This window comes from Nocardioides perillae (assembly GCF_013409425.1).
GTDB classification, from domain to species: Bacteria; Actinomycetota; Actinomycetes; order Propionibacteriales; family Nocardioidaceae; genus Nocardioides; species Nocardioides perillae.
The window spans coordinates 3,106,064-3,120,915 of record NZ_JACCAC010000001.1 but is presented as its reverse complement, the minus strand read 5'-3'; the positions used below and the strand labels follow the sequence as shown (position 1 = coordinate 3,120,915).

General features: G+C 74.6%; 18 protein-coding genes. 14 read left to right on the top strand and 4 right to left on the bottom strand.

All coding sequences use genetic code 11. The annotated features are described in order from the left end of the window. Positions 1-498: 498 nt before the first annotated feature. Positions 499-1,872, bottom strand: coding sequence for a nicotinate phosphoribosyltransferase (locus BJ989_RS14630; protein ID WP_343049399.1), 1,374 nt, complete (start codon positions 1,870-1,872; stop codon positions 499-501). A gap of 34 nt (positions 1,873-1,906) precedes the next feature. Between BJ989_RS14630 and clpS the strand changes: the two genes are divergently transcribed. Next, positions 1,907-2,215, top strand: coding sequence for an ATP-dependent Clp protease adapter ClpS (gene clpS / locus BJ989_RS14625; RefSeq protein WP_179518820.1), 309 nt, complete (start codon positions 1,907-1,909; stop codon positions 2,213-2,215). Next, the gene (locus BJ989_RS14620; protein WP_179518819.1) at positions 2,215-2,799 is read left to right on the top strand and encodes a DUF2017 family protein; all 585 of its coding nucleotides are present in this window, start codon (positions 2,215-2,217) and stop codon (positions 2,797-2,799) included. The genes clpS and BJ989_RS14620 overlap by 1 nt, the downstream gene beginning before the upstream one ends. Here BJ989_RS14620 and gdhA read toward each other — a convergent pair. Further along, positions 2,796-4,142: an NADP-specific glutamate dehydrogenase gene (gdhA, locus tag BJ989_RS14615; protein ID WP_179518818.1), complete on the bottom strand. Its 1,347-nt coding sequence runs from the start codon at positions 4,140-4,142 to the stop codon at positions 2,796-2,798. The two genes, BJ989_RS14620 and gdhA, sit on opposite strands and share 4 nt — an antisense overlap. Before the next feature lie 98 nt (positions 4,143-4,240). On the opposite strand from gdhA, the gene BJ989_RS14610 reads away from it, so the two are divergent. Genes BJ989_RS14610 through BJ989_RS18870 form a run of 5 tightly spaced genes read left to right on the top strand, consistent with a single transcriptional unit; the run spans position 4,241 to position 7,680 of the window. Continuing rightward, entirely contained in the window at positions 4,241-4,687 is a 447-nt protein-coding gene (locus BJ989_RS14610) for a M67 family metallopeptidase (protein WP_218849621.1), read from the top strand. Positions 4,688-4,701: 14 nt separating this feature from the next. Continuing rightward, positions 4,702-4,977 (top strand): MoaD family protein, encoded by a 276-nt coding sequence (locus tag BJ989_RS14605; protein ID WP_179518816.1) that lies wholly within the window; start codon positions 4,702-4,704, stop codon positions 4,975-4,977. A 14-nt stretch (positions 4,978-4,991) separates the two neighbouring features. Beyond that, entirely contained in the window at positions 4,992-5,561 is a 570-nt protein-coding gene (locus tag BJ989_RS14600) for an NYN domain-containing protein (RefSeq protein WP_179518815.1), read from the top strand. Between the two features lie 25 nt (positions 5,562-5,586). After that, the gene (locus BJ989_RS14595) at positions 5,587-6,534 is read left to right on the top strand and encodes a PLP-dependent cysteine synthase family protein (protein ID WP_179518814.1); all 948 of its coding nucleotides are present in this window, start codon (positions 5,587-5,589) and stop codon (positions 6,532-6,534) included. A gap of 33 nt (positions 6,535-6,567) precedes the next feature. After that, the gene (locus BJ989_RS18870) at positions 6,568-7,680 is read left to right on the top strand and encodes a DUF3152 domain-containing protein (protein ID WP_179518813.1); all 1,113 of its coding nucleotides are present in this window, start codon (positions 6,568-6,570) and stop codon (positions 7,678-7,680) included. Positions 7,681-7,737: 57 nt separating this feature from the next. Here the strand turns inward: BJ989_RS18870 and BJ989_RS14585 are convergent, their stop codons facing one another. Then, positions 7,738-8,793, bottom strand: coding sequence for an alkaline phosphatase family protein (locus BJ989_RS14585; RefSeq protein ID WP_179518812.1), 1,056 nt, complete (start codon positions 8,791-8,793; stop codon positions 7,738-7,740). Between the two features lie 116 nt (positions 8,794-8,909). On the opposite strand from BJ989_RS14585, the gene murI reads away from it, so the two are divergent. From murI to rdgB, 7 genes are all read left to right on the top strand, one after another. After that, complete coding sequence (gene murI / locus BJ989_RS14580) at positions 8,910-9,761, top strand: glutamate racemase (RefSeq protein ID WP_179518811.1); 852 nt, start codon at positions 8,910-8,912, stop codon at positions 9,759-9,761. Next, entirely contained in the window at positions 9,758-10,555 is a 798-nt protein-coding gene (locus BJ989_RS14575; protein WP_343049398.1) for an MBL fold metallo-hydrolase, read from the top strand. Before murI ends, BJ989_RS14575 begins: the two co-directional genes overlap by 4 nt. 122 nt (positions 10,556-10,677) lie before the next feature. After that, positions 10,678-11,625, top strand: a complete 948-nt coding sequence (locus BJ989_RS14570) for an ABC transporter ATP-binding protein (RefSeq protein ID WP_179518810.1) — start codon at positions 10,678-10,680, stop codon at positions 11,623-11,625. Beyond that, positions 11,622-12,422, top strand: coding sequence for an ABC transporter permease (locus tag BJ989_RS14565; protein WP_179518809.1), 801 nt, complete (start codon positions 11,622-11,624; stop codon positions 12,420-12,422). Before BJ989_RS14570 ends, BJ989_RS14565 begins: the two co-directional genes overlap by 4 nt. A 162-nt stretch (positions 12,423-12,584) precedes the next feature. Next, the gene (locus BJ989_RS14560) at positions 12,585-12,788 is read left to right on the top strand and encodes a hypothetical protein (RefSeq protein WP_179518808.1); all 204 of its coding nucleotides are present in this window, start codon (positions 12,585-12,587) and stop codon (positions 12,786-12,788) included. Between the two features lie 25 nt (positions 12,789-12,813). Next, positions 12,814-13,578, top strand: a complete 765-nt coding sequence (gene rph, locus BJ989_RS14555; protein ID WP_179518807.1) for a ribonuclease PH — start codon at positions 12,814-12,816, stop codon at positions 13,576-13,578. Continuing rightward, the gene (rdgB, locus tag BJ989_RS14550; protein ID WP_179518806.1) at positions 13,571-14,230 is read left to right on the top strand and encodes an RdgB/HAM1 family non-canonical purine NTP pyrophosphatase; all 660 of its coding nucleotides are present in this window, start codon (positions 13,571-13,573) and stop codon (positions 14,228-14,230) included. Before rph ends, rdgB begins: the two co-directional genes overlap by 8 nt. Here rdgB and BJ989_RS14545 read toward each other — a convergent pair. Continuing rightward, positions 14,217-14,804, bottom strand: coding sequence for an oligopeptide/dipeptide ABC transporter ATP-binding protein (locus BJ989_RS14545; protein WP_425490005.1), 588 nt, complete (start codon positions 14,802-14,804; stop codon positions 14,217-14,219). The genes rdgB and BJ989_RS14545 overlap by 14 nt on opposite strands. Positions 14,805-14,852 lie beyond the last annotated feature (48 nt).

Below are 14,852 nucleotides of genomic sequence, written 5' to 3'. Positions count from 1 at the left end.
GCACGACTCGTTCGCCTCGTACGCCCCCGTCCGCCTCCACTCGGCGACAGCCCGCACCCCATCTCCGGGGTGACGGGCTCGTCGTGCTGCCCCGTGCACCGCGGGCGCCAGGTGCGGGGGGGGATGGCACGGGCCCGGCGGCACTGCTCGACCCCCGAGTGACGGGCGGCCCGCTGGCCCCGCCGGGCCTCAACACGGGCCCGGCGGCACCGCTCGACCCCCGAGTGACGGGCGGCCCGCTCGCCCCGCCGGGCTTCGACACGGGCCCGGCGGCACTGTTCGTCCCCGAGTGACGGGCGGCCCGCTCGTCCCGCCGGGTCTCGGCACGGGCCCGGCGGCGTTGCTCGACCACCGAGGGGGCGGCGGCCCGCTCGTCCCGCCAGGGTCTCGACACTGGCCCGGCGGCCCTGCTCGACCACCGAGGGCGCGGGCGACCCTGCTCGACCAACACCACCTGGCGGCGCAGCACGACCACCGGCGGGGGGCCGACCGAGGCCCTCAGGCGGAGAGGGTCACCAGCACCGGGTCGCCCTTGGAGAGCTGCTGGGCTGCCGCCGGGAGGGCGGCGCGGGAGGCGAGGTGGCGCTCGCGGGCGGCGTCGAGGGGCTCGCGACCCACGGCCTCCCCGTCGCGGACGAGCGGCACGAGGAGCCGGCGGTCACCGGGCTCCGGCGGCGCCGGGGGCTCCTCGCCACTGCCATGCTGTCCACCCAGGGGCCGGGTCGTGACCACCTCGGCGACGGCGGTGCCGGCGGCGTCGTGGCGGCGGAAGGCGTCCTTGCGGCCGCCGTGGGAGCCCTTGAGCGGGCTGCGCTTCTCGACCGGCTGCAGGGTGCCGTCCGCGCCCTCGCGCGCGACCAGCTTGTAGACGAAGCCCGACGTGGGGTGGCCAGACCCGGTGACCAGCGACGTGCCGACGCCGAAGACGTCGACGGGGCAGGCGGCCATCGCCGCGATCGCGTGCTCGTCGAGGTCGCTCGTGACGACGATCTTCGTCGCGGTCGCGCCGAGCGAGTCGAGGAGCTCGCGCACGCGCACGGCGACGGCGCGCAGGTCACCCGAGTCCAACCGCACCGCGCCCAGCTCGGTGCCCGCGACCTCGAGCCCGGTGCGCACGGCCTCCTCGACGTCGTAGGTGTCGACCAGCAGCGTGGTGCCGACCCCGAGGGCGTCGACCTGCGCGCGGAAGGCGTCGCGCTCCTGGTCGTGCAGCAGCGTGAAGGAGTGCGCGGACGTGCCCGTCGTCGGCACCCCGTGGCGCGCGCGGGCCGCGAGGTTGCTCGTCGAGGCGAACCCCGCGACGTACGCGGCGCGCGCAGCCGCCACGGCCGCCTCCTCGTGGGTGCGCCGCGAGCCCATCTCGATGCACGGCCGGTCACCCGCGGCCATGGTCATGCGCGAGGCCGCCGACGCGATGGCCGAGTCGTGGTTGTAGACCGACAGCAGCAGCGTCTCGAGCAGCACCGCCTCGGCGAAGGTGCCCTCGACCACGACGAGGGGGGAGTACGCCGTGTAGACCTCGCCCTCGGCGTAGCCCCAGACGTCGCCGGTGAAGCGGTAGCCCGCCAGCCACTCGAGCGTCGGCCCGTCGACGACCCGGCCCTCCTCCAGCACCGCGAGGGTGGCGTCGTCGAAGCGGAAGCGCTCGAGCAGGTCGAGGGCCCGGCCCACGCCGGCCACCACGCCGTAGCGGCGGCCCTCGGGCAGGCGGCGGCCGAAGAGCTCGAAGACCGCCCGGCGTGTGCCGGTGCCGGCGGCCAGCGCGGCCTGCAGCATCGTCAGCTCGTAGTGGTCGGTGAGCAGGGCCGAGCTGGTGGGCGCGGCCGCGGGGGTCGCCGCAGCGGACGCCAGGGGGCCGTTCGACGGGGTCACCCGGGCCAGCCTAGGGGTGTGCCACGATGACGGCGTGTCCGCCGCCAGCCCGACCGAGGTCGTCCCCGACCTGGGGTCCGAGGAGCTCGCCGACACGGTGGTCGCGCCGGCGACGCCCTGGGTCACGATCGTGTGGAACGACCCCGTCAACCTGATGTCCTACGTCACCTACGTCTTCCAGGAGTACTTCGGCTACGACCGCAAGAAGGCTGAGCGGCTCATGCGCGAGGTGCACGACGACGGTCGCTCCGCAGTGAGCACGGGCAGCCGCGAGGAGATGGAGCGCGACGTGCAGGCGATGCACGAGTACGGCCTGTGGGCCACCATGGAGAAGGCCGAGTAGTGCCCGGGTTCGCACGCCACCGCCGCAGCGGCCGGGTCATCGCCAGCTTCACCGGCTTCGAGGCCGACCTGCTGCGCTCGCTGGCCTCCCAGCTCGTCGAGCTGCTGCGCAACGAGCGCGCCCAGCCCGACGACGGCCGCGACCCGCTCGAGGCGATGCTCGACTTCTCGGGGCCGACCACCGAGCCGGAGGACCCCGTCCTCGCACGGCTCTTCCCGACCGCCTACCGCGAGGACCCCGAGGCCGCCGCGGAGTTCCGCCGCTTCACCGAGGGCACGCTGCGTGACGGCAAGGCCGCCGCGGCCGCCGCCGTCATCGACGGGCTCGAGGAGGCCGGTCTGCCGGCCCTGCTGACCGAGGACGGGCTGGTCATCGACGTGGAGCTCGACGAGGCCGAGGCCAAGACCTGGATGCGCTCCTTCACCGACCTGCGCCTCGCCCTCGCGACCCGGCTCGGGGTCGAGGAGGACGACGAGGAGCGCTGGCTGGCGATGCCGGAGGACGACCCCCGCTCGCAGGCTCACGACATCTACGAGTGGGTCGGCTACCTCCTGGAGACCCTCGTCGACGCGCTGAGCCGCTAGACGACCCCGAGCGCGAGCATCGACTCGGCGACCTGCAGGAAGCTCGAGATGTTGGCGCCGGCGACGTAGTTGCCGGGCAGGCCGTAGTCGTCCGCGGCGTGGGCGCACCGCTCGTGCACGCCCACCATGATGCGGCGCAGCTTCTCCTCGGTCTCCGCGAAGCCCCACGAGTCGCGCGAGGCGTTCTGCTGCATCTCCAGCGCGCTGGTCGCCACGCCGCCGGCGTTGGCCGCCTTGCCGGGGGCGAAGAGCACGCCGGCCTCCTGGAAGACCCGCACGGCGTCGGGGGTGCAGGGCATGTTGGCGCCCTCGGCGACCGCGACCACGCCCTGCTCGACGAGCCGGCGCGCGGCGGCGTCGTCGAGCTCGTTCTGCGTCGCGCACGGCAGCGCCACCTCGCAGGCGACGTCCCAGACGCGGCCACCGGTGACGAACTCCGCGCGCGGTCGCTGCGCGGCGTAGTCGGAGACCCGGCCGCGGTCGACCTCCTTCACCTGGCGCAGCAGGTCGACGTCGAGGCCGTCCTCGTCGATGACGTAGCCGGAGGAGTCCGAGCACGCGACGACGTGGGCCCCGAGGGCGGCGGCCTTCTGCGCGGCGTAGATCGCCACGTTGCCCGAGCCCGAGACGACCACGCGTCGCCCCGACAGCGACGTGCCGCGCGTCGCCAGCATCTCCTCGGTGAAGAAGACCGTGCCGTAGCCGGTCGCCTCGGTGCGCACCTGCGAGCCGCCGTACGCCAGCCCCTTGCCGGTGAGCACACCGGACTCGTAGCGGTTCGTGATGCGCTTGTACTGGCCGAAGAGGTAGCCGATCTCGCGACCGCCCACGCCGATGTCACCGGCCGGCACGTCGGTGTGCTCGCCGAGGTGGCGGTAGAGCTCGGTCATGAGCGACTGGCAGAAGCGCATGACCTCGGCGTCGCTGCGGCCCTTGGGGTCGAAGTCCGAGCCGCCCTTGCCGCCGCCGATCGGCATGCCGGTCAGCGCGTTCTTGAAGACCTGCTCGAAGCCGAGGAACTTCACGATGCCGAGGTAGACCGAGGGGTGGAAGCGCAGGCCGCCCTTGTAGGGGCCGAGCGCGGAGTTGAACTCGACCCGGAAGGCGCGGTTGATCTGCACGCGGCCCTGGTCGTCGACCCACGGCACCCGGAAGATCAGCTGCCGCTCGGGCTCGCAGATCCGCTCGATCACGGCCTGGTGCAGGTAGTCGGGGTGGCGGCGCACGACCGGCCCGAGGGACTCCAGCACCTCCCGCACGGCCTGGTGGAACTCCTGCTCGCCGGGGTTGCGGGCGAGCACGGTGTCGAGGTGCGGCTGGAGGAGCTCGTCGAGTTGGTCCACGGGCGCAGGGTACGAGGCGCCGGCCCCACCCCCGGCGGGTGAGGGTCCGGATGCTGGCGGGTGTCCGGCATGCGGGACGCACCGCCTACGCTGGAGGAGTGCTGACGATCGACCAGGCGACGTACGACGCCATCGTGGCGCACGCGAAGCGGGACCACCCCGACGAGGCGTGCGGCGTGGTGGCAGGCCCCGAGGGCTCCGACCGCCCCGAGCGCTTCGTGCCCATGGTCAACGCGGCCGGCTCGCCGACGTTCTACGAGTTCGACTCCACCGAGCTGCTGCGGCTCTACCAGGAGATGGACTCCCGCGGCGAGGAGCCGGTGGTCGTCTACCACTCCCACACGGCCACCGAGGCCTACCCCAGCCGCACCGACATCGGCCTCGCGATGGAGCCCGGCGCGCACTACGTGCTCGTCAGCACACGCGAGCACGGGAACAACGACGGCCCGGTGGAGTTCAGGTCCTACAGAATCGTCGACGGCGAGGTGACCGAGGAAGAGGTCAGCGTCGTCGCGCACCTACCTGCCGGGCACCCCGGCGACTGAGGAAGGAACAGCACATGGCCATCGAGGTCCGCATCCCCACCATCCTGCGCACCTACACCGGGGGCGAGAAGTCCGTCGAGGCCCAGGGCGGCACGCTCGCCGCACTGATCGACGACCTCGAGTCCCACCACCCCGGCATCAAGGACCGGCTGATCGAGGGGGAGGGCGACCTGCGCCGCTTCGTCAACGTTTACGTCAACGACGAGGACGTCCGCTTCATCGGCGGGCTCGAGGCCACGCTCTCCGACGGCGACCAGGTCGTCGTGCTCCCCGCCGTCGCGGGCGGCTGAGCGAGGCAGGGCCGGTGACCGCCAGGCGCACCTTCGTCCTCGTCGACGGCGAGAACATCGACGCGACGCTGGGCAACGCGCTGCTCGGTCGCCGTCCCCAGCCCGACGAGCGGCCGCGCTGGGAGCGCGTCACCGCCTTCGCCGAGGCGCGGTGGGGCCAGCCCGTCACCGGCCTGTTCTTCCTCAACGCCTCCCACGGCCAGCTGCCGACCAGCTTCGTGGCGGCGCTGCTGGCGATGGACTACCGCCCGGTGCCGCTCGCCGGGCGCGCGGACGAGAAGGTCGTCGACGTCGGCATCCAGCGCACGCTGGAGGCGCTGGTCGCCCGGCCCGACGCCGACGTGCTGCTGTGCTCGCACGACGGCGACTTCGCGCCGTACCTCCCGCCGCTGCTCGAGGGCGATCACGGGTCGGAGCGCCGCGTGGGCGTGCTGGCGCTGCGCGAGTACGCCTCGTCGCAGCTGACCCTCCCCGACGTCGAGCTCTTCGACCTCGAGGACGACGTCGCGGCCTTCAACGTGCCCCTGCCGCGGGTGCGGATCATCCCGCTCGAGACCTTCGACCCCGAGTTCTTCCTGCGCTGAGGCGCACGAGGAGGAGACCCACCCCATGCGCTTCGACGACCTGCTGTCCTCGGTCGGGCACACCCCGCTCGTCGGGCTGCCCCGCCTCTCGCCGAGCCCCGACGTGCGGTTGTGGGCCAAGCTCGAGGACCGCAACCCCACCGGGTCGATCAAGGACCGCCCGGCGCTGCGCATGGTCGAGCAGGCCGAGAAGGAGGGCTTGCTGCGGCCCGGCTGCACGATCCTCGAGCCCACCTCGGGCAACACCGGCATCTCGATCGCGATGGCCGCCAAGCTCAAGGGCTACCGCTGCGTCTTCGTGATGCCGGAGAACACCTCGGAGGAGCGGCGCCAGCTGCTGCGGATGTGGGGCGCCGAGATCTACTCCTCGCCGGCCGCCGGCGGCTCCAACGAGGCGGTGCGGGTCGCCAAGCAGATGGCCGAGGAGCACCCCGACTGGGTGATGCTCTACCAGTACGGCAACGCCGCGAACGCGCTCGCCCACGAGGAGGGCACCGGCCCGGAGATCCTCGAGGACCTGCCGAGCGTCACCCACTTCGTCGCCGGGCTCGGCACCACCGGCACGCTCATGGGCGTGTCGCGGTTCTTCCGCCGGGCCAAGCCCGACGTGCGCATCGTGGCCGCGGAGCCGCGCTACGGCGAGCTCGTCTACGGCCTGCGCAACCTCGACGAGGGCTTCGTGCCCGAGCTCTACGACGCCGACCTCATCGACACCCGCTTCTCGGTCGGCCCGCGCGACGCGGTCCGCCGGGTGCGCGAGCTGCTCGAGATGGAGGGCATCTTCGCCGGCATCTCCACCGGCGCGATCCTCCACGCCGCGCTCGGGCAGGCCGCCAAGGCGGTCAAGGCCGGCGAGCGTGCCGACATCGCCTTCATCGTGTGCGACGGCGGCTGGAAGTACCTCTCCACCGGCGCCTACGAGGGCACGATCGACGAGGCCGAGGACCGCCTCGAGGGGCAGCTCTGGGCCTGAGGCCCCGGCTCGGTCGGGGCTAGGATCCGGCGGGTGACCCGACTCGCCGCCGTCCTCGCCTCGGTGCTGCTGACCGTCCTCACCGTCGCGTACGGCGTGCCCGCCGCCCCCGTGCAGCGCGCGGCCTCCGCGAGCGCGGCCACGACCGCGCCGCCCACGGTGACCGGCACCGCGCGGGTGGGGGAGGTCCTCCGCGCCGTGCCCGCCGACGGCGACCCCGCGTCGTACGCCTGGCGCTGGCTGCGCGACGGGGTCGCGGTCGCGGGGGCCACGGCCTCCACCTACCGGCTCACCGCCGACGACCTCGGCGCGCGCCTGAGCGCGGAGGCCACCGGGCCCTCGGCCGACGGCTCGACCAGGGTGGCGACCAGCGAGCCGACCGACCCCGTGCAGCGCGGGCAGCTGCGGGTCACGCGGGCGCCGTCGGTGGCGGGGGAGCCGCAGTGGGGCTCCACCCTGACCGCGCGCCGCGGTGCGTGGTCGCCGTGGCCCGACACCCTGCGCCTGCAGTGGCTGCGCGACGGCCGTCCGGTGCCGGGCGCGACCGGGCGCCGCCACGTCGTGCGGCCCCAGGACGTCGGCCACCGGCTGGCGCTGCGGGTGACGGCCCGCAAGGCGGGCTACGACGCGCGCGCGGCCACGTCGCGCCCGGTCGCGGTGCGCCACGCCGTGCCGGTCCGGCGCACCGTGACCTACCGCGTCGAGACCCGGGGCCGGGTCACCGCGGACGTCGCGACCTTCGCCCGGCTCGCACAGCAGACCTTCGACGACCCGCGGGGCTGGCGCGCCGGCGGCACGGCCTTCCGGCGGGTGCGCCGCGGCGGCGACTTCTCCCTCGTGCTGGCCACCCCCGAGCAGCTGCCCCGCTTCTCGTCGGTGTGCAGCGTCGAGTGGAGCTGCCGCGTCGGGCGCTACGTCGTCGTCAACCAGACCCGCTGGCAGCGCGCCTCGCCGGCGTGGAACCGCGCCGGCGGCTCGCTGCGCGACTACCGCCACATGGTCGTCAACCACGAGACCGGGCACTGGCTCGGTCGCGGCCACCGCGGCTGCCCCGGGCCGGGCCGTCCCGCGCCGGTGATGATGCAGCAGTCGAAGGGGCTCGACGGCTGCCGCTTCAACCCCTGGCCGACCGCCGCCGAGCGCTGAACGGCGAGCGCCGAGCGCTGAGCGTCGAGCGCTGCCCTGCGCCGGGCGCGCCGCGCGTCAGCGGACGTCGAGGTCCTGGCGGGCGTCGGCCAGCGACCCGCGCACGACCGGCAGGCCCAGCAGGTCGAGCGCGAGGTTGGCGACCTCGGCGTTGCGCACGGGCTGCCCGGTGCGGCCCCACGCGGGTCGACCGGTGCCGGGGTGGACCCGGTCGGGGTTGAGGTCGTAGAGGTCGGTGCCCGGCGCGACGCCGGCGCCCCACACCACGAAGGGCACGCGGTGGTTCGCCAGCCGCTCCGCTTGGGCGTGGCCGTGGTGCCCGGAGCCGCCGTGGTCGGCGGTGAGCACCACCGTGGTGCCGGACAGCGCCGGCTCGCCCTCGACCGCGGCGAGCAGGCGGGCCAGCTGCGCGTCCACCCGCTCGACCGCGGCGAGGTAGTCGGGGCCCAGGAAGCCGTGCTCGTGCCCGGCGACGTCGGGGTCGGCGAGGTGGACGAACCGGAAGGCGCGCCGCGTGCGTCTGAGGTCGGCGAGCACGAGGTCGACCAGCCGCGCCGAGCCGGGACGCACCACGAAGCGGTCGACGCCGGCGGGCCACGAGCGCCGGAAGAGCGCGAACTTGGACTTCATCGCGAAGAGCGCGCCCGAGCGGTCGTGGCGCTCGAGCACCTCGAAGACCGACGACACGTGCTCGCCGGCGCGGTCGTGCACCGTGCCCGGCACGGCGTGGTTGACGGTGACGCCGTGGCCGCCGCGGCGTGCCAGGATCCGCCGCCCGGTGAGCATGCCGGTGTGGTTCGGCAGCGTCTCGGTCTGCTCGCGCGCGGTGCGGGCGTCGAGCGTCGAGGCGCCCTCTGCGACGAGCCGGTGCAGCGTCGAGGCGCGCTCGGCGCCGAGCCGCGCCAGCGCGGTCGGGTTCAGGCCGTCGACGGAGACCGCCAGCACGCCGGAGGTCGCGACGCCCACACGCGACAGGGGCGTCGCGTCCCCGGCCGCGAGCACCGCCGCGGGGGCCTCGGCGCGTGGTCGTGGCTCGGACCCACCGCAGCCGACGAGCAGCGCGGAGGCCAGGATGGCCGCCGCGAGGACACGGGGAGCCGGGTTCGCGCGCACCGCCACCATGCTAGGACCGGTGCGGGGCCGTGCGGGACCACCCGGAGGGAGCCTGCGGCGTGACCTCCGTCGCGGCTGGTGGCCTCGCGACCCCCGGGGACCTAGCCTTGCCTCCCATGAGCCTGGCCGCGGTCGACCTCCCCTCCCGCGGCGGTGGGCCCGGGCCCGGCGTCGACGCCCCGATCGGCATCTTCGACTCGGGCTTCGGGGGCCTGACGGTCGCCCGCTCGGTGATCGACCAGCTCCCGCACGAGTCGATCACCTACGTCGGCGACACCGCGCGCCAGCCCTACGGGCCGAAGCCGATCGGCGAGGTGCGGGAGTACGCCCTGGAGTGCCTCGACCACCTCGTGCACCTGGGGGTCAAGGCGCTCGTCATCGCCTGCAACTCGGCGAGCGCCGCGATGCTGCGCGACGCCCGCGAGCGCTACGACGTGCCGGTGGTGGAGGTGATCTACCCCGCCACCCGCCGTGCGGTCGCCGCCAGCCGCACGGGCCGCATCGGGGTGATCTGCACCCGCGCGACCGCCGAGTCCATGGCCTACGACGACGCCTTCGCCGCCGCGCCCCACGTCGAGCTGCACACCCGCGCCTGCCCCCGCTTCGTCGACTTCGTCGAGCGCGGCGTGACCGGGGGCGACGAGCTGCTCTCCGTGGCCCACGACTACCTCGACCCGCTCGTCTCCCGCGGTGTCGACACCCTCATCCTCGGCTGCACCCACTACCCCCTGCTCACCGGCGTCATCTCCTACGTCGTCGGCGACCAGGTCACGCTCGTCTCGAGCGCCGAGGAGTGCGGCAAGGCCGTCTACGCGGTGCTGACCCGCGAGGGCCTGCTGCGACCCGGCGGCACCCCGGTGCACCGCTTCCTGACCACGGGCGAGCCCGGCGAGTTCGAGACGATCGGCCGCCGCTTCCTCGGGCCGGAGCTGCGCTCCGCCACCCAGTTCGTCGGGGGTCTCGCGTGAGCCGCGGTGCCGTCGGCGGCGGCCCGCTGGGCATGCGGGTCACGATCGTCGGCTGCTCGGGGTCCTACCCCGGCCCGGACTCCCCGGCCAGCTGCTACCTCGTCGAGGCGGAGGACCACGAGCGCACCTGGCGCATCCTGCTCGACTGCGGCAACGGCGCGATCGGCGCGCTGCACCGCTACGCCGACCCGCTGACGATCGACGCGGTCTTCCTCAGCCACCTGCACGCCGACCACTGCCTCGACCTGTGCGGCTACTACGTCATGCGCAAGTACCACCCCGACGGCCCGCAGCCCCGCATCCCGGTGTGGGGGCCCACCGGCACCGCCGACCGCATGGCCAAGGCCTACGACCTGCCGCTCGACCCGGGCATGCACGAGGAGTTCGACTTCCGCGAGCACGCGCCGGGAGCAGCGCTGGAGGTCGGGCCCTTCACCGTCACCGCCGTGGCGGTCAACCACCCCGTCGAGGCCTACGGCCTGCGGGTCGAGGCCGGCGGGCGCGTGCTGGCCTACACCGGCGACACCGCGGCCTGCCCCGGGCTCGACCGCCTCGCCGACGGCGCCCACCTGCTGCTGGCCGAGGCGTCCTTCCGCGACTCCGACGACAACCCGCCCGACATCCACCTCACCGGGCGCGAGTGCGGCGACGTCGCCGTGCGTGGGCAGGTGCAGCGCATGGTCCTCACCCACGTGGCGCCGTGGCACGACCCGCAGGTCGCGCTCCGCGAGGCCCGCACGACGTACGACGGGCCGCTCGCGCTCGCCGTGCCGGGGGCCGTCCACGTGGTCTGAGCGCCGTCTCGGCGTCCCAGGGCCGACCTGCGGGTGACCCCGAGGTGACCCTTCGCGGACACGCGGGGGGTCTCAGGGGTTTCCCGGATGCACCACCTGCTGGGGTGGTGCAAGGTGGACCCATGATCACCGTGGAGGGACTCACCAAGACGTACGGCGGCTTCACGGCCGTCGACGACGTCAGCTTCAGCTGCCGTCCAGGCCGGGTGACCGGCTTCCTCGGCCCCAACGGGGCCGGCAAGACCACCGCGATGCGGGTGATGGTGGGCTTGACGCCGCCGACCCGCGGGCAGGTGACGATCGGGGGGCTGCGCTACCGCGACATCCCCAACCCCGGTCGCCACGTCGGCGTCCTGCTCGACGCCTCGGCCCAGCACGCCGGCCGCACGGGCCGCGAGATCCTCACCGTGGGCGCCCGCACGATGGGGCTGCCGACCTCGCGGGTCGACGAGGTGCTGGCACAGGTGTCGCTGAGCCAGGACGAGGCCGGCCGCCGGCTGCGCAACTACTCACTCGGCATGAAGCAGCGCCTCGGCCTGGCCCACGCGCTGCTCGGCGACCCGTCGGTCCTGATCCTCGACGAGCCGGCCAACGGCCTCGACCCCGCCGGCATCCGCTGGATGCGCGACGTGCTCACCGGCTTCGCCCGCGCCGGCGGCACGGTGCTGCTCTCGAGCCACCTGCTGCACGAGGTGGAGCTGATCGCCGACGAGATGATCCTCATCGGCCGCGGCAAGATCGTCGCCCAGGGCGACAAGAAGACCCTGCTCGCCGGTGCCGGCGCCGCCAGCACGCTGGTCTCGTCGCTGGACGACGCGGCGCTCGCCGCCGGCCTGCGTGCCCGCGGGGTGGAGGTGGAGCCGGCCGGGGAGGGCCTGCGCGCCCACGCCGAGCCCGCCGAGGTCGGCCGCGCCGCCCTCGAGCTCCAGGTCGTCCTCACCGACCTGCGCCTGGGCAACGCCGGGCTCGAGGACCTCTTCCTCGAGCTCACCGCCGACAGCCAGCGCGAGGGACACGTCGACGGCCCCGTCGACGGCCCCGCCCGTCGCACCGAAGGAGTGCCCGCATGAGCACCGCCACCGCCCCCGGCGCGCCCGCGCCCACGACGCTTGACGTCTCCGGCACCTCGCGGGTGCCCTTCGCCCGGCTCGTGTCGGTCGAGCTGCGCAAGTCGGCCGACACCCGCGCCGGCCGCTGGCTGCTCGGCGGCATCGTCGCGATCACCGCCGCGATCATGGTGATCTTCTTCCTCGTGGCCGACGCCGACGACCGCGTCTTCGAGAACTTCATCGGCATCGCGGCCACGCCGCAGGGGTTCCTGCTGCCGGTGCTGGGCATCCTGCTGGTGACCAGCGAGTGGGGCCAGCGCACCGCCATGGTCACCTTCGCCCTCGAGCCGTCGCGTCCGCGGGTGATCGCGGCCAAGACCGTGGCCGCCCTGCTCTTCGGCGCCGCCGCGTTCGTCGCGGCGATCCTCCTCGCGGCGGCCTGCACGGCCGTCGGGGGCGCCGACGGCGGCTTCGAGGGCCTCACCGCCAGCGTGTTCGGGCTGTTCTTCCTGCTGCAGCTGCTCACGATCGTGCAGGGCCTGGCCTACGGCCTGATCTTCTTGAACACCCCGGCCGCCATCGTGTTCTTCTTCGTGGCCCCGATCGCGTCCTCGATCGTCTTCAACCTCGTGCCGGCACTGCGCGACTCGGCGGCCTGGCTCGACCTGGGCACGGCGCAGCAGGCGCTCTTCCAGCTCGGCGGCGAGGCCAGCCTCACCGGCGAGCAGTGGGCGCAGCTCGGCACCACCTCGCTGATCTGGATCATCCTGCCCTTCGCGGCGGGCTGGGTGCGGATCAGGCGGGCCGAGCTGAAGTGAGCCCGGCGACCCATCGCTGACCGTCGCGGCACGACGAGCCGCACGAGCCCACCGCCCCCAGCCGGGGGCGGTGGGCTTGCTCACAACCGGCCCAGCCGCGTTGCACAGCAGGCGATCGCGGCGTTCACTGGTGCCTTCCGCCTGGAGGAGGGAAGACCCCGCATGCACACCGCGCACGACGACCGCTGGAGCGACCCGCGCCCGGCAACCCGACCGTCGGCGACCCGCGCCGCGACCGCCCGTTGCCAGACCTGCCGCACCGTCCAGGCCGAGGGCCCCTGCCCGGTCTGCCTGTCGTCGCGCCCCGGCGACGTGGTCGGCGACCTGCAGGCGCTCCGGGCCGGTGAGCCCGGCCGGGCCGGCTGACGCCGCTCCGGTCTAGGGTCGCGGCATGACTGCGACGCCTGGCACCCCCACCCCGCGCGCCGACGGCCGCGCCGACGACGAGCTGCGGCCGGTCCGGCTCACCCGCGGCTGGCTCGACCACGCCGCCGGCTCCGTGCTCGTCGAGTACGGCGCCACGCGCGTGCTCTGCGCGGCCTCCGCGAGCGAGGGCGTGCCGCGCTGGCGCAAGGGCTCGGGCCTCGGGTGGGTCACCGCCGAGTACGCCATGCTCCCGGCCGCCACCAACGAGCGGTCCGGCCGTGAGTCGGTCAAGGGCCGTGTCGGTGGCCGCACCCACGAGATCTCCCGGCTGGTGGGACGCGCCCTGCGCGCGGTGGTCGACTACTCCGCGCTCGGCGAGAACACCATCCAGCTCGACTGCGACGTGCTGCAGGCCGACGGCGGCACCCGCACCGCCGCCATCACCGGCGCCTACGTCGCACTCGCCGACGCCGTGGCCCACCTGCGCTCCACCGGGGCGCTGAAGGGCGAGCCGCTCACGGGCTCCGTCGCAGCCGTCAGCGTCGGCATCGTCGACGGCCTCCCGCGCCTCGACCTGCCCTACGTCGAGGACGTGCGCGCCGAGACCGACATGAACGTCGTCATGACCGGCGACGGCCGCTTCGTCGAGGTGCAGGGCACCGCCGAGGGCGCCCCCTTCGACCGCGCCGAGCTCGACGCGCTCCTCGCCCTCGCCGAGAAGGGGTGCGCCGACCTCACCCGCCTGCAGCGCGAGGCGCTGGACGCGCCGGCCGCCGGGTTCCGTGCCTGACGCCCCCGGCGACCCGGGCGCCCCGCGGCTCTTCCTCGCCTCCCGCAACGCCGGCAAGGTCGCCGAGGTGCAGCGGCTCCTCGCCGAGCACCTGCCGGGCGTGCAGGTGCTCGGCCTCGCCGACGTCGCGGCGTACGACGAGCCGGTCGAGGACGCGCCCACCTTCGCCGGCAACGCGCTGCTGAAGGCCCGGGCCGGGGTGGCCGCGACCGGGCTGGCGTCGATCGCCGACGACAGCGGGCTGTGCGTCGACGCGCTCAACGGCATGCCGGGCGTGCTGTCCGCCCGGTGGTCGGGGCTGCCCAAGGACGACCGCCGCAACAACCGGCTGCTGCTCGACCAGCTGCACGACGTGCCCGACGAGCGCCGCGCCGCCCACTTCGCGTGCGCCGTCGCGGTCGCCACCCCCGAAGGCCGTGAGCTCGTCGTCGAGGGCCGGATGCCCGGGCGCGTCGTCCGCGAGGAGCGCGGCGAGGGCGGCTTCGGCTACGACCCGCTCTTCGTCGCCGACGAGCACGCCGCCGCCGGCCCCGACGGCCGCGGCCTGACCTCGGCGGAGCTGCCGCCGGGGGAGAAGGACCGCATCTCCCACCGCGGCCGGGCGCTGCGCGAGCTCGCCCCGCAGCTGGCCGACCTGCTCAGGCCTCGGTGACCGACGCCGGGCCGATCGCCGAACCGCGGTCGGGCCCGGTGTCGGGCACCGCGTCGCCGGACGCGGTGTCCTCGGGGCGCACCTCGTGGCGTGGCACCTCGCCGCGCGCGATCTCCTCGGCCCAGTGGCAGGCGACCCGGTGGCCGTCGGACACGCCCGGGAGGTCGACGGTGCGCAGCACCGGCCGCTCGTCGTCGCACCGGGTCGGCCGGCGCCACGGGCACCGGGTGTGGAAGCGGCACCCGCTGGGCGGGTCCGACGGGGACGGCAGGTCGCCGGTGAGGAGGATCTGCTCGCGCCGGTCCTCCACCACCGGGTCGGGCACGGGCACCGCCGACATCAGCGCGCGGGTGTAGGGGTGCAGGGGCACGTCGTAGAGCTCGCCGGCCTCGGACTCCTCCACCAGGCCGCCGAGGTACATCACGCCGATGCGGTCGCTGATGTGCCGCACGACGGCCAGGTCGTGGGCGACGACCAGGAAGGTGAGGCCGAGCTCCTCCTGCAGGTCCGCGAGCAGGTTGACCACCTGCGCCTGCACCGACACGTCGAGCGCGCTCACCGGCTCGTCGGCCACGATAGGCCTCGTTCTGGTCGAACATCCGCTCGAAGTTGGCGCAGACAG

Bases quoted from the DNA above. Each gene is read 5' to 3' on its own strand.
- murI (WP_179518811.1), top strand. From the start codon at position 8,910: ATGAGCCTGGCCGCGGTCGACCTCCCCTCCCGCGGCGGTGGGCCCGGG.
- BJ989_RS14605 (WP_179518816.1), top strand. From the start codon at position 4,702: ATGGCCATCGAGGTCCGCATCCCCACCATCCTGCGCACCTACACCGGG.
- BJ989_RS14565 (WP_179518809.1), top strand. From the start codon at position 11,622: ATGAGCACCGCCACCGCCCCCGGCGCGCCCGCGCCCACGACGCTTGAC.
- BJ989_RS14595 (WP_179518814.1), top strand. From the start codon at position 5,587: ATGCGCTTCGACGACCTGCTGTCCTCGGTCGGGCACACCCCGCTCGTC.
- BJ989_RS14570 (WP_179518810.1), top strand. From the start codon at position 10,678: ATGATCACCGTGGAGGGACTCACCAAGACGTACGGCGGCTTCACGGCC.
- BJ989_RS14560 (WP_179518808.1), top strand. From the start codon at position 12,585: ATGCACACCGCGCACGACGACCGCTGGAGCGACCCGCGCCCGGCAACC.
- rph (WP_179518807.1), top strand. From the start codon at position 12,814: ATGACTGCGACGCCTGGCACCCCCACCCCGCGCGCCGACGGCCGCGCC.